23 protein-coding genes are annotated in these 25,278 nt (G+C 31.1%); 19 read left to right on the plus strand and 4 right to left on the minus strand.

Annotated elements, in window-relative coordinates; genetic code table 11:
* Positions 1 to 109: 109 nt before the first annotated feature.
* Together GQR95_RS05080 and GQR95_RS05085 are read left to right on the plus strand one after the other, a co-directional pair.
* Entirely contained in the window at positions 110 to 2,482 is a 2,373-nt protein-coding gene (locus GQR95_RS05080; RefSeq protein WP_159022131.1) for a TonB-dependent receptor, read from the plus strand.
* Between the two features lie 5 nt (positions 2,483 to 2,487).
* On the plus strand, positions 2,488 to 3,342 hold the full coding sequence (locus GQR95_RS05085; protein WP_159022132.1) for a DUF4249 domain-containing protein: 855 nt from the start codon (positions 2,488 to 2,490) through the stop codon (positions 3,340 to 3,342).
* 160 nt (positions 3,343 to 3,502) lie between these two features.
* On the opposite strand, the gene GQR95_RS05090 is transcribed toward GQR95_RS05085, so the two are convergent.
* From GQR95_RS05090 to GQR95_RS05100, 3 genes are all read right to left on the minus strand, one after another.
* Positions 3,503 to 4,480, minus strand: a complete 978-nt coding sequence (locus GQR95_RS05090; RefSeq protein WP_159022133.1) for a hypothetical protein — start codon at positions 4,478 to 4,480, stop codon at positions 3,503 to 3,505.
* Between the two features lie 566 nt (positions 4,481 to 5,046).
* Positions 5,047 to 5,442 carry a DoxX family protein gene (locus GQR95_RS05095; protein ID WP_159022134.1) on the minus strand — a complete coding sequence of 132 codons (396 nt, stop codon included), beginning with the start codon at positions 5,440 to 5,442 and terminating at the stop codon, positions 5,047 to 5,049.
* Positions 5,443 to 5,448: 6 nt separating this feature from the next.
* Positions 5,449 to 6,600: a DNA polymerase III subunit delta' gene (locus tag GQR95_RS05100; protein WP_159022135.1), complete on the minus strand. Its 1,152-nt coding sequence runs from the start codon at positions 6,598 to 6,600 to the stop codon at positions 5,449 to 5,451.
* 195 nt (positions 6,601 to 6,795) lie between these two features.
* Here GQR95_RS05100 and pgk point away from each other — a divergent pair, with 195 nt between their 5' ends.
* From pgk to GQR95_RS05115, 3 genes are all read left to right on the plus strand, one after another.
* A complete protein-coding gene (gene pgk / locus GQR95_RS05105; protein WP_159022136.1) occupies positions 6,796 to 7,983 on the plus strand; it encodes a phosphoglycerate kinase in 1,188 nt (395 codons plus the stop codon).
* 282 nt (positions 7,984 to 8,265) lie between these two features.
* The gene (locus GQR95_RS05110) at positions 8,266 to 9,750 is read left to right on the plus strand and encodes a lytic transglycosylase domain-containing protein (RefSeq protein ID WP_159024238.1); all 1,485 of its coding nucleotides are present in this window, start codon (positions 8,266 to 8,268) and stop codon (positions 9,748 to 9,750) included.
* Between the two features lie 23 nt (positions 9,751 to 9,773).
* Positions 9,774 to 10,754 (plus strand): DUF4837 family protein, encoded by a 981-nt coding sequence (locus tag GQR95_RS05115; protein ID WP_159022137.1) that lies wholly within the window; start codon positions 9,774 to 9,776, stop codon positions 10,752 to 10,754.
* Between the two features lie 79 nt (positions 10,755 to 10,833).
* Here the strand turns inward: GQR95_RS05115 and tatA are convergent, their stop codons facing one another.
* Complete coding sequence (tatA, locus tag GQR95_RS05120; RefSeq protein ID WP_159022138.1) at positions 10,834 to 11,022, minus strand: twin-arginine translocase TatA/TatE family subunit; 189 nt, start codon at positions 11,020 to 11,022, stop codon at positions 10,834 to 10,836.
* Positions 11,023 to 11,140: 118 nt separating this feature from the next.
* On the opposite strand from tatA, the gene GQR95_RS05125 reads away from it, so the two are divergent.
* The 14 genes from GQR95_RS05125 to GQR95_RS05190 all read left to right on the plus strand — a co-directional run bounded on the left by GQR95_RS05125 (position 11,141) and on the right by GQR95_RS05190 (position 25,276).
* Entirely contained in the window at positions 11,141 to 12,013 is an 873-nt protein-coding gene (locus tag GQR95_RS05125) for a M23 family metallopeptidase (protein WP_159022139.1), read from the plus strand.
* Positions 12,010 to 13,512, plus strand: coding sequence for a GH3 auxin-responsive promoter family protein (locus GQR95_RS05130; protein ID WP_159022140.1), 1,503 nt, complete (start codon positions 12,010 to 12,012; stop codon positions 13,510 to 13,512). The genes GQR95_RS05125 and GQR95_RS05130 overlap by 4 nt, the downstream gene beginning before the upstream one ends.
* Before the next feature lie 27 nt (positions 13,513 to 13,539).
* Positions 13,540 to 15,228 (plus strand): hypothetical protein, encoded by a 1,689-nt coding sequence (locus GQR95_RS05135; protein WP_159022141.1) that lies wholly within the window; start codon positions 13,540 to 13,542, stop codon positions 15,226 to 15,228.
* A 5-nt stretch (positions 15,229 to 15,233) separates the two neighbouring features.
* Positions 15,234 to 16,322 carry a hypothetical protein gene (locus GQR95_RS05140; RefSeq protein ID WP_159022142.1) on the plus strand — a complete coding sequence of 363 codons (1,089 nt, stop codon included), beginning with the start codon at positions 15,234 to 15,236 and terminating at the stop codon, positions 16,320 to 16,322.
* Positions 16,312 to 17,331: a dTDP-glucose 4,6-dehydratase gene (rfbB, locus tag GQR95_RS05145; RefSeq protein WP_159022143.1), complete on the plus strand. Its 1,020-nt coding sequence runs from the start codon at positions 16,312 to 16,314 to the stop codon at positions 17,329 to 17,331. The genes GQR95_RS05140 and rfbB overlap by 11 nt, the downstream gene beginning before the upstream one ends.
* Position 17,332: 1 nt before the next feature.
* Entirely contained in the window at positions 17,333 to 18,199 is an 867-nt protein-coding gene (gene rfbA, locus GQR95_RS05150; protein ID WP_159022144.1) for a glucose-1-phosphate thymidylyltransferase RfbA, read from the plus strand.
* Positions 18,199 to 18,744, plus strand: a complete 546-nt coding sequence (rfbC, locus tag GQR95_RS05155) for a dTDP-4-dehydrorhamnose 3,5-epimerase (protein WP_159022145.1) — start codon at positions 18,199 to 18,201, stop codon at positions 18,742 to 18,744. Before rfbA ends, rfbC begins: the two co-directional genes overlap by 1 nt.
* Complete coding sequence (gene rfbD, locus GQR95_RS05160) at positions 18,744 to 19,592, plus strand: dTDP-4-dehydrorhamnose reductase (protein WP_159022146.1); 849 nt, start codon at positions 18,744 to 18,746, stop codon at positions 19,590 to 19,592. The genes rfbC and rfbD overlap by 1 nt, the downstream gene beginning before the upstream one ends.
* A complete protein-coding gene (gene cysQ, locus GQR95_RS05165) occupies positions 19,593 to 20,387 on the plus strand; it encodes a 3'(2'),5'-bisphosphate nucleotidase CysQ (protein ID WP_159022147.1) in 795 nt (264 codons plus the stop codon).
* 68 nt (positions 20,388 to 20,455) lie between these two features.
* Positions 20,456 to 20,875 carry a DUF2061 domain-containing protein gene (locus GQR95_RS05170; RefSeq protein WP_159022148.1) on the plus strand — a complete coding sequence of 140 codons (420 nt, stop codon included), beginning with the start codon at positions 20,456 to 20,458 and terminating at the stop codon, positions 20,873 to 20,875.
* Positions 20,875 to 21,480, plus strand: a complete 606-nt coding sequence (cysC, locus tag GQR95_RS05175) for an adenylyl-sulfate kinase (RefSeq protein WP_159022149.1) — start codon at positions 20,875 to 20,877, stop codon at positions 21,478 to 21,480. The genes GQR95_RS05170 and cysC overlap by 1 nt, the downstream gene beginning before the upstream one ends.
* Positions 21,473 to 22,384, plus strand: coding sequence for a sulfate adenylyltransferase subunit CysD (cysD, locus tag GQR95_RS05180; protein ID WP_159022150.1), 912 nt, complete (start codon positions 21,473 to 21,475; stop codon positions 22,382 to 22,384). The genes cysC and cysD overlap by 8 nt, the downstream gene beginning before the upstream one ends.
* A 33-nt stretch (positions 22,385 to 22,417) precedes the next feature.
* Positions 22,418 to 23,671, plus strand: coding sequence for a sulfate adenylyltransferase subunit 1 (locus tag GQR95_RS05185; RefSeq protein WP_159022151.1), 1,254 nt, complete (start codon positions 22,418 to 22,420; stop codon positions 23,669 to 23,671).
* Positions 23,672 to 23,806: 135 nt separating this feature from the next.
* Positions 23,807 to 25,276, plus strand: a complete 1,470-nt coding sequence (locus GQR95_RS05190; protein ID WP_159022152.1) for an MBOAT family protein — start codon at positions 23,807 to 23,809, stop codon at positions 25,274 to 25,276.
* Positions 25,277 to 25,278: the final 2 nt, after the last annotated feature.

A 25,278-nucleotide genomic window follows, 5' to 3' on the forward strand; every position in this document is an offset into this window, starting at 1 on the left:
ATTTCTAAATACGTTAAATATCAATATTTTAATGTTTAGTGTAGTTTTTAGTAATGTAATGCGACATAAATTCACTTGTTTTGTATTTTAAATTAAAACCGTTATTAAAATGATGAAAGCAATACTTAGTGTTTGTTTTTTGCTTCTTGGTGTAATTGTGCACGCTCAAGAAAATTTCTCTGTAAGCGGAACTGTAAAAGATTTTTCTAATGGAGAATCTGTTTTTGGTGCATCTGTTTATTTGCAAAATACAAGTAACGGAACCATAACTAATGCATACGGTTTTTACTCCTTGTCGGCTCCAAAAGGAGTCTATAAACTTGTGGTGTCTTATTTAGGATACAGTACAATTTTAAAAGAAATAGAATTAGATAAAAATCAAAATTTCTCTTTTGAATTGAAAGAAGATACGACCTCTTTAGATGAAGTTGTAATCGTAGCAGAAGAGTCTGAAAAGGCAAACATAAGAGATCCGCAAATGAGTGTGTCTGTTATAAAAGGGGAAACTATTAAAAAAATTCCTGCTGTTTTAGGTGAAGTAGATTTGGTAAAGTCTATACAAATGTTGCCTGGTGTAACAAATAACGGAGAAGGTTCTAACGGTTTTAATGTTCGAGGAGGCGCAACAGACCAAAATTTAGTACTTCTGGATGAAGCTATTATTTTTAACGAATCTCATTTATTCGGGTTCTTCTCTGTCTTTAATGCCGATGTGGTTAAAGATGTGAAGTTGTATAAAGGTAACATACCATCTAATTACGGTGGTCGCGTGTCTTCTGTGTTAGATATTCGTCAGAAAGAAGGGAATAGTAAAGATTTTCATTTAACGGGCGGAATTGGCTTAATTTCAAGCCGACTTGCTGCAGAAGGTCCCTTATTTAAAAGTAAAGGGTCTTTTATAGTTGCCGGACGTTCTTCTTATGCGCATTTGTTTTTGCAAGCTGCTGGTCAAGATAACACGGCTTATTTTTATGATATAAATGCAAAAGGGAATTACGAAATTAATCAGAATAATAAATTATATCTGTCTGGATATTTTGGTCGCGATATTTTAAATTTCTCAGATTCTTTTAAAAATTCTTATGGAAATAGTACTTTAAACTTACGTTGGAACCACGTGTTTAACGATAAATTATTTTCAAACTTATCTGCAATCTATAGCATGTATAATTATGGTTTAATTTTAGATTTTATTGGTTTAGACTGGAAGTCTGATATTAAAAATTTTAATATTAAATACGATTTTAAATATTACCTAAACAACAAAACGACTATCGATTTTGGAGTAAGCGGAATTAACTATAATTTTAATCCAGGAGAAGTAAGACCTACAGATGATGACTCTTCTATTAATGAAGATATTTTAGATGAGAAACGAGCTTTTGAAAGCGGAATTTATGCCAACGTGGAACATAAATTTTCTGATAAATTAAATCTTCAATTGGGTTTACGTTTTAGTATGTTTAATCGTTTAGGCGGACAAGCAATTGCGACTTACGAAAACGATCAGCCAGTGGTTTATAATGAAACATTAGGTATTTATGAAGAAGGTACAACTACTGGAGAGGTAGATTATTCTAAAGGAGAATCTATAAAAACATTTTCGAATTTCGAACCACGTTTAGGTTTGGCGTATCAGTTAAACGAAACATCTTCGGTTAAATTAGGGTATTCTAGAATTGCCCAATATTTACATTTATTATCTAACACAGCAAATGCAACGCCTTTAGATGTTTGGACGCCAAGCGGACCGTTTATAGAGCCTCAATTAGCAAATCAATATTCTGCCGGATATTTTAAAGACTTGTCTAACGGGTTATTTTCTATAGAAACAGAAGTATATTATAAAACGGTAGATAATCGTATAGATTATATAGATGGTTCAAGTTTAATTGCTCAGAATAATATAGAAACACAAATTTTATCTGGAGAATCTAGAGCGTATGGTTTAGAGTTTTTATTCAGAAAAAATAAAGGAAAATTTACAGGATGGTTTGCGTATACATTGTCTAAATCTGAACAAAGAACTCCTGGAGGAACTGCTGGCGGATTAGGAATAAATGCTGGGGAATGGTATAATACAGCTTACGATAGAACACACGATATTTCTGTAACAGGTTCGTACGATTTATCTGATAAATGGAGTTTTAGTAGTAATTTTATTTTTCAAACTGGGCGACCTACAACATATCCTGTTGGCCAGTATGAGTATGAAGGTTTATCTACCGCAGTATACGATAGTCGAAATGCAAACAGATTACCGGCTTATAACAGATTAGATGTTGCAGCCACTTATACACCCAACCATAAGCCAAATGCAAATTGGAAAGGGGAGTGGGTTTTTAGTATTTATAATTTGTACGATCGTAAAAATGCGGCATCAATTTCTTTCGGACAAAATTTAGAAACAGGTGTTAATGAAGCGACTCGAACAGCAATTTTCGGGATAGTGCCATCTGTTACTTATAATTTCAAATTTTAATCATCATGAAAAATACATTATATATTTGTTTAGGAGTTTTTTTAAGTACGTTTACGGCATGTACAGATGTTGTAGATATAGATGTGCCAACAGCAGAATCTAGGCTTGTTATAGAGGCTTCTTTAGATGTTGCAAAAGGAACTTTAGGAATGGAGCAAACAATAAAATTAAGCACTACAACTCCGTATTTTGAAACAGATGAAGAAAATGCTGTAACAGGCGCAGAAGTAACCGTAACACGCGCTAGCGATAATGCGGTTTTTGTTTTCGAAGATCAATTAAATGGTGACTATACAACCACGTCTTTTGGAGCTTTGTTAGATGAAACTTATACGTTAAATGTAGTTTATAATGGAGAAACTTATACGGCTACAGAAACATTATTACCAACAACAAGTATAACGTCTTTAACTCAAAGTAAAGATGGCGGATTTTATTCAGATGCTTTAGAGTTGAATGTGTATTTTAACGATCCTGCAGAAGATACTAATTATTACATTTTAAGATATTACGAAGTAGGGGATTTGTATCCAACTTTGGTAAGTGTTTCTGATGAGTTTTTAAATGGAAATGAAATTCATTTATTTTTTGAAAAAGCTCCAGATGATGATGAAGAAGATGAATTTGAAACCGGAGATATTGTAGATGTTAATCTTTATAATGTTTCTGAAACGTATTATAATTACATGGATATATTTATTAGTCAATCTGGAAGTTCTGGAAATCCGTTTAGTCCTGCTCCTGTAGAGTTACGCGGAAATTGTATAAATATTACAGACGCAGATAATTATCCATACGGTTATTTTAGAGTGACTCAAACAGATGCTAAAACGTATACTTTTGTTGAAGACGAAGAGTAATATTTTTTAATAAAACACTTAAAATAATTAAGCACAAAATTTTGAACCAACAGGTGAAAATTTTGTGCTTTTTTTATGTGACGAGTTTAAAAATAAAAGGACTAAATACCTTACAATTATAGTAGTGTACGTAATGCATTATATCTATCTAAAAATAAATTTATAATTCAATTTTATCTAATGCTTTAAAGAGATCTTTTAATACATATGATTTAGTCTTAAAAGTTGTTTTAATAATTATTTTATCTTTATCAATTTCATAGGATTTATTGTAATCTTGATCCTTGTCTTTCAGTCTTACAGTAACTCCTTTTTCAATATCAATAATAAAAATAGGATTTGAAAAATCTATAGAATTTGTGAGCTGAATAATAATGTAATTATCTACCAATTTAACCTTTCCAATGGCATCTCTTCTTAATTTTTCAGGAGAACCAGTCATTTCGTAGTCTGCAACAAAAAACCATGCATAAGAATTATCTTTTTTTAAAACAACTCCTTGAGACGACTTAAATACTTTGTAAACGGGAGATTCGTTAATTAGAAGTAGGCCGTTCTCGTTTTTATTTCGAAAATGATTGTGTCCATAGTAAGTTAACCAACCTGTTGTTGTTAATGGATTGTACCATTCTGGAACGTTACTATTAGTGAAAAATAATTTATCAAGTGTCTCGCCTTTAATATCAATATAGTAGGTTTTAGGTAATATTATTTCTCCTGAAATCCATTTTGGTGGCGTGTTAATCATTAAATCAAAATATGTATTCCCTTCTAATTTTTTGTAATTCATATTAGAAGTAATTAACCATTGTAATGATGCTTCTGGTGTCTCCCATTTTTCAGGCAACAATTCTTTTTTAATAACTTCTAAAAAAGGTTTATTACTGTTTTCTATTAAACTAGGCGGTATAAGAATTGTTCCTTTTATATCGCAAAAACATCCAAAATTATCTAGTTTAAAAGTGTCTTTAGTTTTTCCGTTTATCAATGTAACATAAGTACCTCCAAAACTACTTCCTCCGTCGTAATAAGATTCTAAGGTGTCTATGTAGCCATCATTATTGAAATCTTTATTCGTGGTTTTATAATCTTGACTAAAAGCAATTATAGGGAGAAGAAAAGTTAAAATGTATTTCATAATGGTGTATTTTTTATAATGCTATCAATTAACGTCAAATTACATTTAACTCCTTATGGTTTTTCTTAATTTGTTTTATAAATATAATAATAATAGAGATAATAGTTTTCTGTCTTTATTAATCTTAGAATTATATGTTTGTTAGTATAAAAAAAACAAATATTTTTTTCTAATAAGAGAAGTTCTGTGTTCTTTAAATGCGATAGAAAAGAAGCTAAAATAGTTGAGATTTAACTGTTATATTTTGTTTTAAAAATAGCATCTTTAATAAAAAATTGATCTGTATTTTTTTTAGAAAAATTTAAAATAAAAGAGAATAAAATTTTTGAACTAACAAATTATATTTTTGTTCTTTCTGATGCAACAAGTTCAAAATTAAAAAACATATATTTTATTTATTATTAATACTTTAAGTCTAAAATTAGCACCTGAATTTTAAAAAATATTAAAACGTAAATAGTTTGTAAAAAATAAATTTTTATACAAAAAATATAAAAGAATAAATTTTGTTATTTAAGTAAAAAAATAAATAGATTTTTCATTAAATAATACGAAGTATAATAGTCTTATTGAAAAAGAAAAACAGCAAATATTGAAACTATAAAATAAATAGTAATATTTCTAGCGCCATCAAAATCTTTAGCAATGCGTTGGCCTATTAAAAATAAGAATAAAACAAGGCAAGAAAAAATAGAACCCAACAGTGAAAAGTTGGTATTTTTCTGTGTTATAATTTCAAAAATTCCAAGACTACAAAATACAGTTGTTAGTATTTCTAAAATAAGAATAATTAATAAAGTTATCGGAATTAATGGTGGTACAAAAGTATTGGCAAAATGCGATTTTAAAAAAGTAATATTTCCTTTCCAATCTGTTAATTTATCTATTACACTCATTAAAAATGTAATAATTAAAAAGATAAGAATAAGTAATTCTGCACTATGATTTAAAATAGTTTTCATAGCTATTTAATCTTGTTTTGCATGAAGTAAACGTGTTAGTTTTATAGATAAATCTGTTAAAACAATTTTAGAATTTCCGTTACGTTCAATATGGTAAATAGCATCTTGTAATGCTTCATAAATTTCCATAATATTTCCGTTATGAATAAAAGGCGCAAACTTTTCTAATTTAAAAGCTGTTTTAGGTTCTAGGTAAACCAATTCGTTTGCTCCGTAATTTAACAGCATGGCTTGACGGAAAAAATCCATACAAAAAAGTAAAAATTGTTTTTGTGTTTCACGCCCCGTTTTTGCAATGTCTTCACTCCAATTTATAATATCGTGAATGGCTGCTTTATTCCCTTTTGCTTTAAAAGCGCTTCGAACCCAAAGTACAAACCAATCTTCAAATTGGGTGTCTTCAGAATCGTGATAAACTAAATCGCAAGCTTTGTTATAATTTCCGTTAGATTGACGCGCAATTTTTGTTGCTACATTTTCTTTTATTTCGTATTCTTTTACAAGTGCTTTTATTATAACTTCTTCTGCAAGTGCAGGGAAATGTAAAACTTGACAACGTGAACGAATTGTGTTTATAATGTTTTGTTCTTCTTCAGCAATTAATAAGAAAATAGTTTGGTTTGGTGGCTCTTCAATTAGCTTTAATAATTTATTGGCAGCAGCGGCATTCATTTTTTCAGCCATCCAAATAATCATTACTTTATAACCACCTTCATAAGATTTTAAAGCCAATGCTTTTACAATATCTTGAGCTTCGTCTACACCAATTTGTCCCTGCTTATTATCTACGCCCAACATTTTGTACCAATCAAAAAGATTTCCGTAAGGTTGTTCTTTTAATAATTGTCGCCATTCTGTTAAAAAATGACTAGATACTGGGTGAGATTTTATACTTCCGGTTGTAGTTACTGGAAAGGCAAAATGTAAATCTGGATGCGAAATGTTATTAAATTTAAGGTTGCAAGATGCGTTACCTGTATTATTTTCTCCACTTGTATTTTTACATAAAATGTATTGCGCATAGGCAATCGCTATTGGCAAGGTACCGCAACCTTCGGGACCAACAAATAATTGCGCATGTGGTATACGACCATTATCTACACTTTGTGTTAAATGGTTTTTAATATGCTCCTGACCTAAAATATCTTTAAATAACATGTCGCAAAACTAAATATTTTTTAATTAAAGCAGCGGTTTAAATACGGTATACTTTTATAATGAAATTAAGATTTATCTATATTTTAAGTAATTTTTTAATAATCTTTTAAATTAGAAAACGTTTTCGTAAAAAAACACGTTTTAAAGCTATTTATTATTGTTTACATTTGTAGAATAACATCAAAACTTTTTAGGATGAAAACACTTAATGATTTCAATTTTAATAATAAAAAAGCATTAATTAGAGTAGACTTTAATGTGCCTTTAGATAAAGATTTTACTGTAACAGATAATACAAGAATCGTATCTGCTAAACCTACAATTATTAAAATTTTAGAAGATGGAGGAAGCTGTGTATTAATGTCTCACTTAGGAAGACCAAAAGGCGCTCAGGATGAGTTTTCTTTAAAACATATTGTTAACGAAGTATCTAACATTTTAGGCGTAACTGTAAAATTTGCTTCAGACTGTGTTGGAGAAGTTGCAGAGAAAGCTGTTGCAGACCTTAAACCAGGAGAAGTTTTACTATTAGAAAATTTACGTTTTTATGCTGAAGAAACTGCTGGTGATGTAAAATTTGCTGAACAACTTTCTAAATTAGGAGATATTTATGTAAATGATGCTTTTGGTACGGCTCACAGAGCGCATGCATCTACAACTATTGTGGCTCAATTTTTTCTAGAAAAAAAATGTTTTGGTTACTTATTAGCTCAAGAAATTGAAAGTATCCAAAAAGTATTAGAAACTGGAGAAAAACCCGTTTTAGCTATTTTAGGAGGTGCAAAAGTATCTTCTAAGATTACTATTATAGAAAATATTTTAGATAAAGTAGACCACTTAATTATTGGTGGAGGTATGACATTTACTTTCGTTAAAGCTCAAGGTGGTAAAATAGGGGATTCTATTTGTGAAGACGATAAAATGGAATTGGCTTTAGATATTTTAAAGCAAGCGAAAGAGAAAAACGTTCAAATTCACCTTCCAGTAGATGTTGTTGCGGCTAATGCTTTTAGTAACGATGCAGAAACTCAAGTGGTAGATGCAACACAAATTCCTGATGGATGGCAAGGTTTAGACTGTGGACATAAATCAAGAGAAATTTTTGATGACGTTGTTAGTAAGTGTAGAACTATTTTATGGAACGGACCTTTAGGTGTGTTCGAATTACCAACATTTGCAAAAGGAACTATCGCTTTAGGTAATTCTATTGCAGAAGCAACTAAAAATGGAGCCTTTTCTTTAGTAGGAGGTGGAGATTCTGTTGCAGCTGTTAAACAATTTGGTTTTGAAAAGAAAGTAAGCTACGTAAGTACCGGTGGTGGAGCAATGTTAGAGAGTTTAGAAGGGAAAACATTACCTGGAATTGCTGCTATTTTAGATTAAAATAAACAGAAATAATAATGATAGCTTAAGAGTTTTATAACTTTAACTTTCATTTTCAGTATAAAAATACGAATTTAGCAGCTTTCACGTTATACCCACCTAAAGGTTTTATTAATGAAGCACAGACTAAATTCGTATTTTTTTTATTTTGCATTTCTACAAATAACATGTTTTTATGCTCAGAATCCACAATCTAAAACTGTGGATCAAGATTCTTTGCATACAAGCGCAAGTAAAGTTGCTCAAGCACAAGAAGTAGTTGCAGAACGATTAACTGAAGATATGTTAGTCTCTGGTCAGAAATATGTTGTAGACACCGTAATAAGTGGTAAAACGTATTACAAACAAGATGTTAATGTAATTATAGATTCTCTAAATATAGAGAATCTTAAAGATCATGCTTACTCTGCAGAAGTAGACCGACTTTGGTTGGAAGAATTATATAATAATTCTTTGTACGATTCTATTTACGAGTCTGTTACAACACTAACTTTTGAAGATGTAGATTATCCAGAACTAAATACAGATACACTTAAAAAAAGATTAAAAGAATTAGATGCAAAAACACCTTTTAATGTCGTTTACAATCCGGCTTTAGAAAGTGTAATTAAATCGTATTTAAAGCGCCGAAGAAATTCACTTCAAAGATTAATGGTTTTAAGTGAATATTACTTCCCAATGTTCGAGCGCGAATTAGATAATTACAACATTCCTTTAGAAATTAAATATTTAGCAATTATAGAATCTGCTTTAAAACCAAGGGCAAAATCTAGAGTTGGAGCTACAGGTTTATGGCAATTTATGTATCCTACAGGTAAATCTTACGATTTAGACGTAAGCAGTTATGTAGACGATCGTAGCGATCCCTTAAAATCTACAGAAGCAGCAGCAAAATACCTGTCTAAATTATATAGCATTTTTGGCGATTGGGATTTGGCTTTAGCAGCCTATAATTCAGGTCCAGGAAATGTAACTAAAGCCATAAGACGTTCTGGAGGTTATGAAAATTATTGGAATATTAGAAATTATCTTCCACGTGAAACAGCCGGATATTTACCTGCTTTTTTAGCAACCATGTATATTTTTGAAAATGCTGAAGAACTTGGGTTTTCTAGAGGAAAACCAGAAATTGGATATCTTGAAACAGATACAATCCACGTGAAACAAATGATTACTTTAGATCAGGTTTCTGAAGTTACAGGCGTAAAGATTGAAGAACTTCAGTTCTTAAACCCATCTTATAAATTAGATATTATTCCTTTTACAAAAGATGAAGTTTATACGTTGCGCTTGCCTGTTCCTGCAATTGGACCTTTTGTGTCTAACGAAGAAAAAATTTATGCATTCGCTAAAGCCGAATTTAATAAAAGAGAAAAACCATTACCACAGTTTATAGAGTCTGAAACGAAGACAAGGTATACCGTTAGATCTGGAGATTATTTAGGTAAAATTGCAAGAAAATTTAGTGTGCGTGTTAGCCAGATAAAACAATGGAATGGCCTTAGAAGCAATAGTTTAAGTATTGGTCAGCGTCTAACAATTTATCCAAGAAACTCGACTGCTACACCTAAAAAAACAACATCTACGGCATCGTCTTCAAAGAAAACAACGTCTGGCGGACGAACTTATATTGTTAAGCAAGGAGACTCTTTATGGAGTATTGCTCAAAAACATTCTGGAATTTCTGTTGAAAATATTAAAGAATGGAACGGTATTAGCGGTACAAGTTTAAAACCAGGAATGACCTTAAAAATGTATAAAGGTTAATCATTCTGTTAAAATCGAATATTATGCATAAAATTCTATTTTTTGTATCTGCTTTTTTGTTGATACTTACTGGCTGTAAAGGGGACAAAAAAGAAAACCTTTTGTCTGATTCTTCAGGAAATCTTAATCACCTATCTGTAGTTGTTAGTAATGAATTGTGGCAAGGAAAAGTAGGGGAAGCTATACGAAACACGATGGCATCTCCCGTAGATGGGTTACCGCAAGACGAACCTTTGTTTTCATTAAGTCAGATTCCATCTCAGGTTTTTAGTGGGTTTGTAACAAAAAACAGAACGGTTTTAATTATAGAAATAGGCGCAAATAAAACATCTTCGGTAAAATTTGCTAAAAATGTATTTGCAAAACCACAAAGAGTTGTTGTTGTTTCTGGAAAAACAGAAGACGAAGTTATTGAGCAATTAGAAACTAATGCTTTAAAAATTGTTGAATCTTTTAAAAGTCAAGAAACAAAAGAAAAACAACGTAGAATTAAATTATCGCTTCTTAAAATAGATACTATTGAAAATGCTTTAGGGATTAAAATGGAGATTCCTTCTGCTTACCGCATTGCAAAAAAAGACGATAAATTCTTTTGGTTAAGAAAAGACATTACAACAGGAACACAAAATATAATGGTGTACGAATTACCGTTAAATATGCTTAAGCATAACGATAGTTTAGTAAATCAAATTATTAAAATTAGAGATTCTATAGGTAAAGTTCATATTCCGGGACCAACAGATGGTACGTTTATGATTACAGAGAAAGCGTATGCGCCTTACTTGTTTGAAAAAACTTTAGACAATAAACCTGCTATAGAAACTAAAGGAATATGGGATGTTAAGAATGCTTTTATGTCTGGTCCTTTTATAAATTACATGATTGAAGATAAGGCAAATAATAGATTAATTGTAGTTGAAGGGTTTACATTTGCTCCGTCTGTAGAAAAACGAGACTATGTGTTTGAATTAGAAGCAATATTAAAATCTATAAAAATAGAATAGTTACTTCTTATAAAATATAGGATACAAAAAAAGCCAACAATTAATTGTTGGCTTTTTTGTGTTTAAATGAATATACAAATTATTCTTTTTTATCTTTATTAAGACCTTCCTCTTCTTCTTTAGAGGCATCTTTAAACTCTTTAATACCGCTTCCTAATCCACGCATAAGCTCAGGTATTTTTTTACCTCCAAAAAGCAATAAAACAATAACCACGATTAAGATAATTTGTGGTGCACCAATAACTAAAAAAGTTCCTAAAGAGATCATATTATTTCAAGTTTAAAAAACAAAGGTAATAATTAAAGTTTAATATTAAAGTTTTAGTAATAACTTTAGGAAAACATAAAGGTTTTGTCACATAAATTTATTTAATTTTGTGTCCAAGATGAAGCAAAAGAAAACTAAAAAGAAAAAAATAGCAAGAAAGTTACTACACAAGTATCGTCTTGTTATTTTAAATGAAGACACGTTTGAAGAACGTCTTTCATTTAGACTTACAAGGTTAAATGTATTTGTAGTACTTTCATTATCTAGTATTTTTTTAATTGTAGGAACAACCATTTTTATTGCATTTACTCCATTAAGAGAATATATTCCAGGTTATTCGTCTTCAGCATTAAAAAAATCGGCTACAGAGTTACATTATCAAGTAGATTCGTTACAACAGGTCTTACACGAAAACGAGCAATTTTACGAATCCATTAAAAAAGTATTGAAAGGAGATATATCTACCACCAATATGGATAAAGATTCTATTATTGCTGCGACAAAATTTGAAGCAAGCCAGGTAGATTTAAGTGCAACTCGAGCAGATTCTATATTACGAGAGAAAGTAGACAAAGAGGATAAGTATAATTTATTCGATTCTGCAACAACCTCTGCTAATTTTGTTTTATTTCCTCCAGCAAGTGGAGAAATTAGCGAACCATATAACGTACACGATAAACATTTTGCAGTAGATATTATTGTTGCTAAAAATGCACCAATAAAAGCCACAGCAGACGGACGTGTTATTTTTGCAGAATGGACCACACAAACAGGTTATGTAATTATTATAGAACATAGTTATGGGTTAATTTCGGTATATAAACACAATGCCTCTTTAACCAAAGATCAGGGCGATTTAGTAAAAGCGGGAGAGGTTATTGCTACGGCAGGAAACTCCGGAGAATTTACTACCGGACCACATTTACATTTCGAATTATGGAGTGATGGTTATCCTATTAATCCAATTAATTTTATCGATTTTAAACCATGATGTCTATAAAAGCGCTATTGGCAAAACCATTTGCTAAGTATATACATCGTTCTGTTCAGAAATGGGCAAACGACCCGATTAATACTCAGGATCATGTTTTTAGAAATCTAATTTCTGAAGCAGAATCTACTCAATTTGGAAAAGATCATAACTTTCAAAATATAAAAACATTTGAAGATTTTGTGAATCAGGTTCCTGTTCGGGATTATGAAGACTTAAAACCCTATGTTTTAAAAGTCGTTGCTGGAGAAGAAAATATACTTTGGAAAGGGAAACCATTATACTTTGCTAAAACATCTGGAACTACTTCTGGGGCCAAATATATTCCGATTACAAAAGAAAGCATGCCTACACATATTGAAGCTGCTAGGAATGCTATTTTATTATATATAAACGAAACAGGGAATGCTAGTTTTGTAGATGGTAAAATGATTTTTCTTCAAGGAAGTCCCATTTTAGAAATGAAAAACGGCGTAAATCTTGGTCGATTATCTGGAATTGTAGCGCATTTTGTACCTAAATATCTTCAGAAAAACAGACTGCCAAGTTGGGAAACTAATTGTATTGAAGATTGGGAAACTAAAGTAGATGCTATTGTAGAAGAAACGTTACCAGAAGATATGACTATTATTTCTGGAATACCTTCTTGGGTACAAATGTATTTTGAAAAGCTTCAAGAAAAAACAGGAAAGCCTGTTGGAGATATCTTTAAGAATTTTAATTTATTCATTTTTGGAGGTGTAAATTTTGAACCTTATCGCGCTAAATTTGAAAAACTTATAGGAAGAAAAGTAGATAGTATAGAGTTGTATCCTGCGAGTGAAGGATTTTTTGCTTACCAAGATAAGCAGGATGAAAAAGGAATGTTGCTTCAGTTAAATTCAGGAATATTTTACGAGTTTATAAAAGCAGATGAGTTTTTTAATGAAAACCCTAAACGTATTACCGTAAAAGACGTAGAATTAGACGTTAATTACGTTATGATTATCTCTACAACAGCAGGATTATGGGCTTATAATATTGGAGATACGGTTGCTTTTACATCGTTAAAACCTTATCGTATTATTGTTACAGGACGTATAAAACATTTTATATCGGCTTTTGGAGAACACGTTATTGGTAAAGAAGTCGAGCAAGCCATGAAAGAAGCGACAGCAAATACAGATATTCGTATTTCAGAATTTACTGTGGCTCCGCAAATAAATCCAGACTCCGGATTACCATATCATGAATGGTTTATAGAGTTTGAAAATGAACCAGAAAATTTTGAAGCGTTAACAATCAATTTAGATAAATCACTTCAAAAACAGAACAGTTATTATTACGATTTAATAGTTGGAAAAGTGCTTCAGCCATTAAAAATTACATCAATTAAAAAAGACGGATTTCAGAATTACATGAAATCCATAGGGAAATTAGGAGGTCAGAATAAAATACCAAGACTTTCTAATGATAGAAAAATAGCAGATACGTTATATGCCTTGAAAGTAACTAAATAGTGTTATATTTACACGCAAAACATTTGTATGGGTAACAAAAAACATCATGAAAGAACGAGAGCTCAGGAGAGCTCAGGTGCTATAGAGCGCATGTATATTACAATGCGACATTTATTTAATCGTGGGTTTTATAAACCTATGGGAATTTCGGGAGAAACATTAAGAGAAGCGTTGCTACTTTTAAGACCTGAAATTTATGGATCTGTTGGTGATGAAAAAGCCGAATTAGAAGGATTATTATATATTATTGATAGGCTTCCTATTGGTATAGAAGAATGTAGATATATAAACCTGACTAGTGATGAAGGTTATGCAGATTCTCATTTTAAAGCCATTATTCCGCCAAAAAGACGTCGTAACTGTTACCGCATTGACGACGATCAGATGAATATTGAAATTACTCGTGGACGATCGGAAATTTACGATATCCTAACACACCTTACTTTTCTATTTATTGAGTCTCATAAAATTAGTAAACGTGTACTTATTGATGATGAAGGTAAGACAACCAGAGATTGGTTAAAACTTGAAAAAGTAGTTCTTGCTAATGATGAATTATCAGAACCAGATCGCGAAACAGCTATTACATATACGGCTAATATTTTAGGCAGAACGTTTAATGAGATTACTGAAATTTATGACCAGTTTTCTACACCAAGTCGTCCAGAACGTTTATTACATATTGTCTATTGGTTAGGTAAATTAGCTATAGAAGAAGTTATAAATAACGACAAACGCACAGTTACATTTAGCCCGATGTTACGTGAAAGATTAGGACACCATATTCATGGCGAAATCTGGGCAAATAATATAAAACATATACTTTATAAAAATAGCTTATTAAATCGTCCTATTCATGTTATTAGTGCAAATATGCACAGTGTAATGAATACTATTTTTGCACCAACGGCGTTAAAACCGTTAGTTGCTAAAAAAGATATTTTTGAAGTTTACGAAGCTATTAGTCATAGCGACAATAAGGTTTTGCGTACAAAAGTGAATAAAGAAGCATTACAAAATGGAATGATTTTTATTGAAGATGCTTCAGGTACCAATATTGACGTTCAAATTTTTGATACTGCGAAAATTGATTTTTCAAAATTAGATATAGACTCTGACATTGCTAAGTTAAAAGCAGAGAAACCTGTAATTTTAGTTATGGATTATGCTTTTGGAGAACAAGCTTTTGAAACGATAGACGAACTTTTAAAACCTTATAAAGTAGAAGGTAAAAAAGTGTACCTAAATGTAGAATCTATTTCTATAATGGGAAAAGCAGGAATACTTGAGGGCGGAAAAGGAGATATTATGATTCCTTCAGCTCATATTTTTGAAGGTACAGCAGATAATTATCCGTTTAAAAACGAGCTAAGTAAAGCAGATTTAGAAGGTCAAGGTTTAAATGTTTTTGAAGGTACAATGATTACCGTTTTAGGGACATCTCTTCAGAATAAAGATATTTTAAAGTTTTTCTATAACTCGTCTTGGAATGTTATCGGATTAGAAATGGAAGGTGCGCATTATCAAAAAGCAATTCAGTCGGCTTCTAAAGTTAGAGGTAATATTTCGCCAGATGTGAAAGTAAGATATGCATATTATGCTAGTGATAATCCTTTAGAAACTGGAGGAACTTTAGCTTCAGGAGGTTTAGGTACCACAGGTGTAAAGCCAACATATTTAATTACAAGGAAGATATTACAACAAATATTTAATTAATTTAAATGAATACGAATCTACCAGAGAATTTAAACTCTAATCAACCTAAAAACCAACAAAATACGACAGATGAAGTCGATTTAATTGTGTTGTTTAATTATATAGGGAAAGGTTTTTCTAATTTTTTTAAACTTATAGGAAGTATATTTGTTTACCTTTTTAAAGGACTTATTTATTTCTTAAAACCTATAGTACAGTATGCTAGGATTATTGGTATAGTTATGGTTGTTTTTGCAGTATTAGGTTACTTTTTAGATAAAAAAAGACCAACAATATATACTTCTAATATGTTGGTTAAACCGTATTACAATTCTAAGTTTCAACTTATTGATAATATAAATTATTATAATTCACTTTTAGAAAGCAACAACTTTAAGAGTTTAGCTAATATCTTTAAAATAGATACTTTAGAAGTGAAAAATATAAAACGGTTTGAAGTAAATGCTGGTCCAGAAACAGAAACAGATTTGGTTTTAGAATACGAGGAGTTTTTACAATCTACAGATTCTGCAACATCAACTAGTTTCACTTATAAGAAGTATTTAGATGGCCGAGATATTTATTCTTCCAAAATCTTTGAAATTAAAGTTGATGCTTTAAGAAATAATATTTTTCAAGATTTAGAAGGTGGGTTGAATACTATTTTTGAGAATACGTATTCTCAGAATTTAATGGAGAAACGAAATCAAGTGTTTGAAATTGAAACAAATAGTATAAAATCATCTTTAGCTAAAATAGATTCTTTACAAAAAGTGTATATTTCCGTTTTAAGAGAAGAATCTAAATCACAATCAAGAACAGGAATGACTATAGGAGAGGGTTTATCTTTTGAAAAAGATAAATCTGTAACCAAAGAATACGAACTGTTTAATAAAGAAGTCGAATTAAGAGAGCAATTGGTTGAATTAGAACGAGAAAAATTAGAAGAAAACAAACTTTTTGATGTGGTTTCTAGGTTTCAATCTGTTGGTAGTGAAGAGTTAAAAGTACAGAAAAGATATGTACTAATGCTTCCTGTACTAGCTTTTATAGCAATGTATTTAGTATTTGCATTGATAAAAATTATTAAATTTATAAAGAATTATGAAGAGTAAAACTTCAATTTTAGTAACCGGAGGAGCAGGGTTTATAGGCTCTAACTTTGTACCTTATTTTTTAGAAGAAAACAAAGATATTCATCTTGTAAACTTAGATAAGTTAACTTATGCAGGAGATGTAGCAAACGTATCCGAAGTAGAAGGTAATTCAAATTATACATTTGTTGAAGGAGATATTTGCGATCGTAATTTAATTGAAGAGTTATTCGATAAATATAAGTTCTCTGGAGTTATTCATTTTGCAGCAGAATCACACGTAGATAATTCTATTAAAAATCCAGATGCATTTATGCAAACTAATATTTTTGGAACATTTAATTTAATAGATGTTGCTAAAAAACACTGGATGAATGGACCTTTTGAATTTAAAGAAGGTTGCGAGAATAATAAATTCCATCATATTTCTACAGATGAGGTTTATGGTACATTAGGAGAAACAGGATTGTTTTTAGAATCTACACCTTATGCACCAAATAGTCCATATAGTGCTTCAAAAGCATCATCAGATTTCGTTGTAAGAAGTTATTTCCATACTTACGGTATGAATGTTTTAACAACAAATTGTTCTAACAATTACGGACCAAAACAACACGACGAGAAATTAATTCCAACAATTATTAGAAAAGCATTATCAGGAGAAGATATTCCAATATACGGAGACGGTAAAAATATTCGTGATTGGTTATATGTTTTAGACCATTGTAAAGGTATTGCTTTAGTTTATGCTAAAGGTAAATTTGGTGAAACGTACAATATTGGAGGAAGAAACGAGAGAGATAACATGTATATAGTAAATACCATTTGTGGTATTTTAGACGGAATATATCCAAAAGATAAGCCATATGCCGATCAGATTACGTTTGTAAAAGACCGTGCAGGACATGATTTTCGTTATGCAATCGATGCTACAAAATTAGAAAATGAATTAGGCTGGAAAGCTGATGAAAATTTTGAAACCGGAATTAAGAAAACAATAGAGTGGTATATCAATAAATATAAAAACTAAGATGAAAGGAATTATTCTAGCAGGAGGGTCAGGAACCAGACTACACCCTTTAACGTTATCAGTTAGTAAGCAGTTAATGCCTATTTACGATAAACCAATGATTTATTATCCGTTATCAACATTATTGTATGCCGGTATAAATGAAGTTTTAATTATTTCAACACCTAAAGATTTACCTTTATTCAAGGATTTATTAGGCGATGGAAAAAAATTTGGATGTAAATTCGAATATGCCGTTCAAGAAGCACCTAATGGTTTAGCAGAGGCTTTTATTATTGGAGCAGATTTTATTGGAGACGATAAAGTGGCCTTAATTTTAGGAGATAATATTTTCTACGGAACAGGTTTAGGTACATTATTACAAGAGAATAACGATCCTGACGGAGGAATTATTTATGCATATCGAGTTCACGATCCAGAACGCTATGGTGTTGTAGATTTCGATGAAAATGGTCAAGCCATTTCTATTGAAGAGAAACCAGAACATCCAAAATCTAATTTTGCTGTTCCTGGTATTTATTTTTATGATAACTCCGTTGTCGAAATCGCTAAAAATATTGCGCCAAGTCATAGAGGAGAATTAGAAATTACAGATGTAAATAAAGTATACTTAGAACAAGGAAATCTTAGTGTTAGTATCCTAGATAGAGGAACTGCTTGGTTAGATACAGGTACATTTCAATCTTTAATGCAAGCATCTCAATTTGTTGAGGTTTTAGAAGAACGTCAAGGTTTAAAAATAGGTTCTATTGAAGCAGCTGCTTTTGAAATGGGATATATAAACGAAGAGCAATTTAAAGCTTTAGCTGCGCCTTTAATGAAGAGTGGTTACGGAAGAAATTTACAAGGACTTTTAAGTAAAAAATAATGACAGTTACAGAGACTAAATTAAAAGATTGTTTCATTTTAGAACCACAAGTTTTTGGTGATAAAAGAGGCTATTTTTTAGAATCATATAATGCCGAAACTTTTAAAGAATTAACAAATCTAGATGTAACGTTTGTTCAAGACAATGAATCTTTTTCTTCTAGAGGCGTTTTAAGAGGTCTTCATTACCAATTAGGAGAACATGCGCAAGCAAAGTTAGTTCGTGTGGTTAAAGGGGAGGTTTTAGACGTTGCTGTAGATATTAGAAAAGACTCTCCAACATATGGTCAGCATGTTGCTGTAAATTTAACAGAGGAGAATAAAAAACAATTATTTGTACCTCGCGGATTCGCTCACGGATTTGTTGTGTTAAGTGAAACGGCTATTTTTTCTTATAAATGTGATAACTTCTATAATAAAGCATCAGAAGGCAGTATTATTTATAACGATGAGACTTTAAATATTGATTGGCAAATTGATGAAAGTGAGATGTTAATATCTGAAAAAGATACCATTTCTCCTTCACTTGAAAACGCAAAAATATAATGAAAATTCTAGTTACTGGAGGAAACGGACAATTAGCAGCTTGTATAAAAGATGTTAGTAAAGCCGAGAATCAACTACAGTTTATTTATACAGATTCCGAAGATTTAGATATTACAAATCAGCAACATGTTGCTGATTTTTTTCAAAATAATACTATCGATTGGTGTATAAATTGTGCTGCATATACAGCGGTAGATAAAGCTGAATCTGATATTGTTTTGGCTCGAAAAGTTAATAAAGATGGTGCTAAATATTTAGCGATTGCTTGTAAAGCAAATAACGTAAAGTTAATTCATGTGTCTACAGATTTTGTGTTCGATGGTAAATCCTCTGCATTATATTTAGAAACAGATGTTGTTGAACCTTTAGGCATATACGGATTAACAAAGTTAGAAGGAGAACAAGCAATTCAAGAAAACTTAGCTACTTATTTTATTTTAAGAACATCTTGGTTATACTCAGAACATGCTAACAATTTCATGAAAACCATGTTACGTTTAGCCGAAACTAGACCTGAATTAAATGTTGTGGCAGACCAAATTGGTACGCCAACTTACGCAACAGATTTGGCTTCAGTTATGTTATATATTATAAAAGAAAATAGTACTAATTACGGACTATATCATTACAGTAACGAAGGTGTAGCGAGTTGGTACGATTTTGCAGATGCAATTTTTGAAATAGCAGACACAAAAACAAAAGTTTTTCCTATTAAAACAGAAGCTTATCCAACACCAGCAGCTCGTCCGCAGTTTAGTGTTATGGATAAAACAAAAATAAAAGACAGCTTTAAAATAAACATTCCACATTGGAGAATGAGTTTAAAAAAAGCTATAAAAAATTTATAGATGAATTTAAATCTAAAAACCGCTATTGAAGCGTCGTTAAAAGCAGGAGAAGTGATTATGCAAGTGTATGACACTGCTTTTAATGTAGAGCTTAAAGATGATAAATCACCGTTAACTGAAGCAGATAAAAAAGCTAACGATATTATTAATTCGTTTTTAATTCCTACTGAAATTCCTATTATTAGTGAAGAGAATAAACAAACAGATTACGAGGTTAGAAAAACTTGGAATACCTGCTGGATTGTAGATCCTGTAGATGGAACTAAGGAGTTTATAAAACGTAATGGTGAGTTTACAGTTAATATTGCACTAGTTACGGACGGAAAGCCTGTTTTAGGTGTTATTTATGTGCCTGCCGTAAAAACTTTATATTATGCTGACGTGGATAATAAAGAAGGTTTTAAGGTTGAATTAAAAGAACATATTACTGCTATAGATTATGTTTTAGAACATGCAAAACCTTTACAACCTAAGGCTGCAAATTCTAATCCGGTTCAAGTTGTAGGTAGCCGTTCTCATATGAGTCAAGATACACTAGATTTTGTAGAGACATTAAAGGCAAAAGGTAGCGAAGTAGAGATTGTTTCTAAGGGAAGTTCTTTAAAATTTTGTCTGGTTGCAGAAGGAAATGCAGATGTGTATCCAAGATTTGCACCAACAATGGAATGGGATACTGCTGCTGGTCAGGCTATTTGTAATGCTGTAGGCGTAGACGTTATTTCTAATGAAACAGATAAGGCCTTATTATATAATAAAGAGAATTTATTAAATCCTTTTTTCCTAGTAACTCTATAGGATAATTGTTTTTGTTATAAAAATGTTTACTTTTGTCTTAATTAAAGAGGCATAAAGTCTATAGAAAAATGAAAGATACTTCATATAAAAGGCACATATTTAAAGCTATTACATGGCGATTTGTAGGGACTTTAGACACTATTTTATTATCATGGTTAATATCAGGAGATCCATTAACAGGTCTTAAAATAGGATTAGCCGAAATTACAACCAAAACGATATTATACTATTTACACGAACGTGTATGGTTTAAAGTCGATATGGAAGAAAGTAACAAGCGTCATATTTTTAAAACCATAACTTGGCGTATTGTTGGTACTATGGATACCATGACATTGGCTTGGTTAATTTCTGGAGACCCTATGATTGGTTTAAAAGTAGGAGGAACAGAAGTACTTACTAAAATGATTTTATATTATTTACATGAAAGAGCATGGTATAAAATTAATTTTGGATTAGATAAAGATAAACGTCACACTCACGAATAATGAAAGAGCATATTATACCTCACGATTATCAAATATCTCGAGGAGACAGACAAAAAAAGAATCAGCATAACTCGTTTTTAATGTGGTTTACAGGACTTTCTGGTTCCGGAAAATCTACAATAGCGAATGTGGTTGAGCAGAAATTATTTCAAAAAGGAATAAAAACCTATACCTTAGACGGAGATAACATTAGAAAAGGAATAAATAATGATTTAACTTTTGCTCCTGAAGATCGTACAGAGAATATCCGCAGAATTGCTGAAATTTCAAATTTAATGATCGATGCTGGTGTTGTAACCCTAGCGGCATTTGTTTCACCTTATCAGAAAGATAGGTTAAACATTAAAAGCATTGTTAAAGATGATAACTTTGTAGAAGTATATGTAAATACAAGTGTTGAAGAGTGTGAACGACGTGACACTAAAGGACTTTACAAGAAAGCAAGAGCAGGAGAAATAAAAAATATGACAGGAATTTCGGCACCTTACGAGGCTCCAGTACATCCTGATATTGAAATAAAAACAGAAGAGGTATCTGTAGAAGATGCTGCGAATATAATAGTAGAATATATTTTACCTAAATTAAAATTATCGAGCAATGAGTAGTAATAAGTATTATTTAAATTATTTAGATGAATTAGAGAGTGAGGCTATCTATGTTTTACGTGAAGTTTGGGCTCAATTTCAAAATCCAGTTATTTTATTTTCTGGAGGAAAAGATTCTATTGTAATTACCCATTTGGCTAAAAAAGCATTTTATCCTTCTAAAATACCTTTTCCGTTAATGCACGTAGATACAGGTCATAATTTTCCTGAAACTATTCAATTTAGAGATGATATTATTAAAGAATTAGGTGTAAACTTAATAGTTGGTTCTGTACAGGAATCGATTGATGATGGTAGAGTTGCTGAAGAAAAAGGTAAAAATGCAACACGTAACGCGCTTCAAATTACAACACTTTTAGATGCTATTGAAGCAAATAAAGTAGATTGTGCTATTGGAGGAGGTCGACGTGACGAAGAAAAAGCAAGAGCAAAAGAACGTTTCTTTTCACATAGAGATGATTTTGGGCAATGGGATCCAAAAAACCAACGTCCAGAGTTATGGAACATTTTTAACGGTAAATATTTTGAAGGCGAACATTTTAGAGCGTTCCCAATTAGTAACTGGACAGAAATGGATGTTTGGAACTATATAAAACGTGAAAACATTGCTATACCTTCATTGTACTTTGCACATGAGCGTGAAGTAGTTTGGAGACAAGATGCTTGGATTCCTAATTCAGAATTTTTAGTTCTTGAAGATCATGAAGAAGTTGTAACTAAGAAAATTAGATTTAGAACATTAGGAGATATCACAATTACAGGTGGTATTGAATCTGAAGCAGATACTTTAGCTAAAATTGCCGATGAGGTTGCAGGAATGCGTCAAACAGAACGTGGTAATCGTAGTGATGATAAACGTTCGGAATCGGCCATGGAAGACAGAAAACGTCAAGGATACTTTTAGATCAACAAATAATAATTTTTAGAATACGTAGATATGTTAGATAATAACCAGTTATTAAGATTTACAACAGCAGGGAGTGTAGATGATGGAAAAAGTACCTTAATTGGCCGCTTACTATACGATTCAAAATCTATTTTTGAGGATCAGTTAAAAGCCATAGAGAATACAAGTAAGAAAAGAGGTCACGAAGGTGTCGATTTAGCGTTGTTTACAGACGGTTTAAAGGACGAACGTGAGCAAGGAATAACAATAGACGTTGCGTATAGATATTTTACTACACCAAAGCGTAAATTTATTATAGCAGATACTCCAGGTCATATTCAGTATACAAGAAATATGGTTACAGGAGCATCAACTGCAAACGTAGCAACTATATTAATTGATGCTAGACACGGTGTTATTGAACAAACAAAACGCCATGCCTTTATAGCATCTTTATTAAATATTCCGCATGTTATCGTTTGTGTAAACAAAATGGATCTTGTGGATTATTCAGAAGAAGTGTTTAATGATATTGTGTCTCAATTCGAGCACATTTCATCTAAAATGCTAATAAAAGATGTTCGTTTTATTCCTATGAGTGCTTTAATAGGAGATAATGTTGTAAACCGTTCAGAAAACATGACATGGTACCAAGGTTCGCCTATGTTAAACATGTTAGAAACCATGCACATTAGTAGTGACGTTAATAAAGTTGATGCACGTTTTCCTGTGCAAACCGTGCTTAGACCACAAAACGATTCTCATAGAGATTACCGTGGTTATGCAGGACGTGTTGCTAGTGGAGTACTTCGCGTAGGTGATGAAATTACTGTAATGCCTTCTGGGTTTACATCTGTAATAAAAGCCATAAACTTAAACGATCAGGAATTAAAAGAAGCCTTTGCACCGCAATCTGTGTCTATTCAATTAGAAGACGATATTGATATAGGAAGAGGAGATATGATTGTGCGTTCTAATAACAAACCAGAAGCCACTCAAGACATAGAAGTGATGTTATGTTGGTTAAATAACACAGGAGCTAAGCCACGTACAAAATATACTATTAAACATACATCTAACGATCAGAAGGCAATGATTAAAGATGTGGTTTATAAAATAGATATTGAAAGCTTAAACCGTGTAGAAGGAGATGATTCTCTTAATATGAACGATATTGCTAAAGTTAAACTAAGAACAACAAAACCTTTAATGGTAGATTCGTATCGTGAGAACCGTTTTACAGGTAGTATTATTTTAGTAGATGATGCCACTAACGAAACTGTTGCAGCAGGAATGATTGTGTAAACAAAACAATTAGTTTTTTAAAATAAATTAAAATCCATTAAAAACAAATTATTTAGTAGTTTGTTTTTAATGGATTTACCTTTTTAAAATGGTAGCTTTGTTGGTTTTGTAATTTTGATTAAACACTAGTAATTTATGTTATTTAATTCCATAGATTTTGCAATATTTTTCCCTATTGTATTTATATTATATTGGATTTTTTCGGAGCAACTTAAACTTAGAAATATACTTTTGTTAATTGTAAGTTATACTTTTTATGGTTGGTGGGATTGGCGTTTTTTATTTCTTATTGCGATAAGTTCTATTGTAGATTTTTATGTAGGAAAAGAACTAGGAGATACAATAGATAATGCAAAACGGAAAAGGTTGTTATATCTTAGTTTATTGGTTAATCTTGGGTTTTTAGTGTATTTTAAGTATACTAATTTTTTTATAGACACTTTTGTAGATTCTTTTAAGTTGTTTGGTAAAACTCTTGAAGTATCTACATTAAATATTATTTTACCCGTAGGCATTAGTTTTTATACATTCCAGACTTTAAGTTATACGATTGATGTTTATAAAAAACAATTAAAACCGAGTAAGGATCCTATTGCTTTCTTTGCTTTTGTTTCTTTTTTTCCACAGTTAGTAGCAGGTCCTATAGAACGCGCTTCACACCTTTTACCACAGTTTTATAAAACGTATAAGTTTGACTACAATCAGGTTAAATCTGGGCTTTTATTAATGGCTTTTGGGCTGTTTAAAAAAATGGTAATTGCAGACAGGGCTGCTTTATATGTAAATGAAGTTTATAATAATCCAGGCAATTATGAAGGGGTAGAGACAATAATAGCTACAGTACTATTTGCTTTTCAAATTTATTGTGATTTTTCTGGTTATTCAGATATTGCTATTGGGGCTTCTAGAACTATGGGGTTTGATTTAATGAAAAATTTTGACAGTCCTTATTTATCAAAATCTATAACTGAGTTTTGGAGACGTTGGCACATATCATTATCTACTTGGTTTAGAGATTATGTTTATATACCATTAGGAGGGAATAGAAACGGAAAGTTTAAAACGTATTTTAATCTGTTTATTGTTTTTGTAATTAGTGGTTTATGGCATGGTGCAGCAATAACTTTTTTAGTTTGGGGAGCTATACATGGTTTTATTATTGTTTTAGAAAAGGCTACGTACAAACGTAAAAAAGCAATATTTAAACTATTAAAAATAAACACGAATAGTTTCTCTAATAAGTTGCTTTTTATTTTAGTTACTTTTTCTATTGTTTGTGTAGCTTGGGTGTTTTTTAGAGCAAACTCATTTTTAGATTCTAAATTAATAATTTCCAGTTTCTTTAATAATAACCTTTATGAATTATTAGGAGATCAATTATATTTAATAGGATTGAAAGAAAATGAATTTTCAATCATGATTTTATCAATCATCTTAATGATCTTAATAGAAAGATCTCATAAAAAACAGAGTTTTGTTAAAGTTTTAAGTGAACAATCTTTACCTTTTAGATGGAGTGTTTATGTTGGTATAGTAGTCTTTATAACCATATTTGGTGTCTATGGAGATTCAATGGCATCCTCGTTTATCTATTTTCAATTCTAAGA

It is taken from the genome of Formosa sp. L2A11 (genome assembly GCF_009796865.1).
Taxonomy (GTDB): Bacteria; Bacteroidota; Bacteroidia; order Flavobacteriales; family Flavobacteriaceae; genus Formosa.

Bases quoted from the DNA above. Each gene is read 5' to 3' on its own strand.
- GQR95_RS05080 (WP_159022131.1), top strand. From the start codon at position 110: ATGATGAAAGCAATACTTAGTGTTTGTTTTTTGCTTCTTGGTGTAATT.
- GQR95_RS05085 (WP_159022132.1), top strand. From the start codon at position 2,488: ATGAAAAATACATTATATATTTGTTTAGGAGTTTTTTTAAGTACGTTT.
- GQR95_RS05090 (WP_159022133.1), bottom strand. From the start codon at position 4,480: ATGAAATACATTTTAACTTTTCTTCTCCCTATAATTGCTTTTAGTCAA.
- GQR95_RS05095 (WP_159022134.1), bottom strand. From the start codon at position 5,442: ATGAAAACTATTTTAAATCATAGTGCAGAATTACTTATTCTTATCTTT.
- GQR95_RS05100 (WP_159022135.1), bottom strand. From the start codon at position 6,600: ATGTTATTTAAAGATATTTTAGGTCAGGAGCATATTAAAAACCATTTA.
- pgk (WP_159022136.1), top strand. From the start codon at position 6,796: ATGAAAACACTTAATGATTTCAATTTTAATAATAAAAAAGCATTAATT.
- GQR95_RS05110 (WP_159024238.1), top strand. From the start codon at position 8,266: ATGTTAGTCTCTGGTCAGAAATATGTTGTAGACACCGTAATAAGTGGT.
- GQR95_RS05115 (WP_159022137.1), top strand. From the start codon at position 9,774: ATGCATAAAATTCTATTTTTTGTATCTGCTTTTTTGTTGATACTTACT.
- tatA (WP_159022138.1), bottom strand. From the start codon at position 11,022: ATGATCTCTTTAGGAACTTTTTTAGTTATTGGTGCACCACAAATTATC.
- GQR95_RS05125 (WP_159022139.1), top strand. From the start codon at position 11,141: ATGAAGCAAAAGAAAACTAAAAAGAAAAAAATAGCAAGAAAGTTACTA.
- GQR95_RS05130 (WP_159022140.1), top strand. From the start codon at position 12,010: ATGATGTCTATAAAAGCGCTATTGGCAAAACCATTTGCTAAGTATATA.
- GQR95_RS05135 (WP_159022141.1), top strand. From the start codon at position 13,540: ATGGGTAACAAAAAACATCATGAAAGAACGAGAGCTCAGGAGAGCTCA.
- GQR95_RS05140 (WP_159022142.1), top strand. From the start codon at position 15,234: ATGAATACGAATCTACCAGAGAATTTAAACTCTAATCAACCTAAAAAC.
- rfbB (WP_159022143.1), top strand. From the start codon at position 16,312: ATGAAGAGTAAAACTTCAATTTTAGTAACCGGAGGAGCAGGGTTTATA.
- rfbA (WP_159022144.1), top strand. From the start codon at position 17,333: ATGAAAGGAATTATTCTAGCAGGAGGGTCAGGAACCAGACTACACCCT.
- rfbC (WP_159022145.1), top strand. From the start codon at position 18,199: ATGACAGTTACAGAGACTAAATTAAAAGATTGTTTCATTTTAGAACCA.
- rfbD (WP_159022146.1), top strand. From the start codon at position 18,744: ATGAAAATTCTAGTTACTGGAGGAAACGGACAATTAGCAGCTTGTATA.
- cysQ (WP_159022147.1), top strand. From the start codon at position 19,593: ATGAATTTAAATCTAAAAACCGCTATTGAAGCGTCGTTAAAAGCAGGA.
- GQR95_RS05170 (WP_159022148.1), top strand. From the start codon at position 20,456: ATGAAAGATACTTCATATAAAAGGCACATATTTAAAGCTATTACATGG.
- cysC (WP_159022149.1), top strand. From the start codon at position 20,875: ATGAAAGAGCATATTATACCTCACGATTATCAAATATCTCGAGGAGAC.
- cysD (WP_159022150.1), top strand. From the start codon at position 21,473: ATGAGTAGTAATAAGTATTATTTAAATTATTTAGATGAATTAGAGAGT.
- GQR95_RS05185 (WP_159022151.1), top strand. From the start codon at position 22,418: ATGTTAGATAATAACCAGTTATTAAGATTTACAACAGCAGGGAGTGTA.
- GQR95_RS05190 (WP_159022152.1), top strand. From the start codon at position 23,807: ATGTTATTTAATTCCATAGATTTTGCAATATTTTTCCCTATTGTATTT.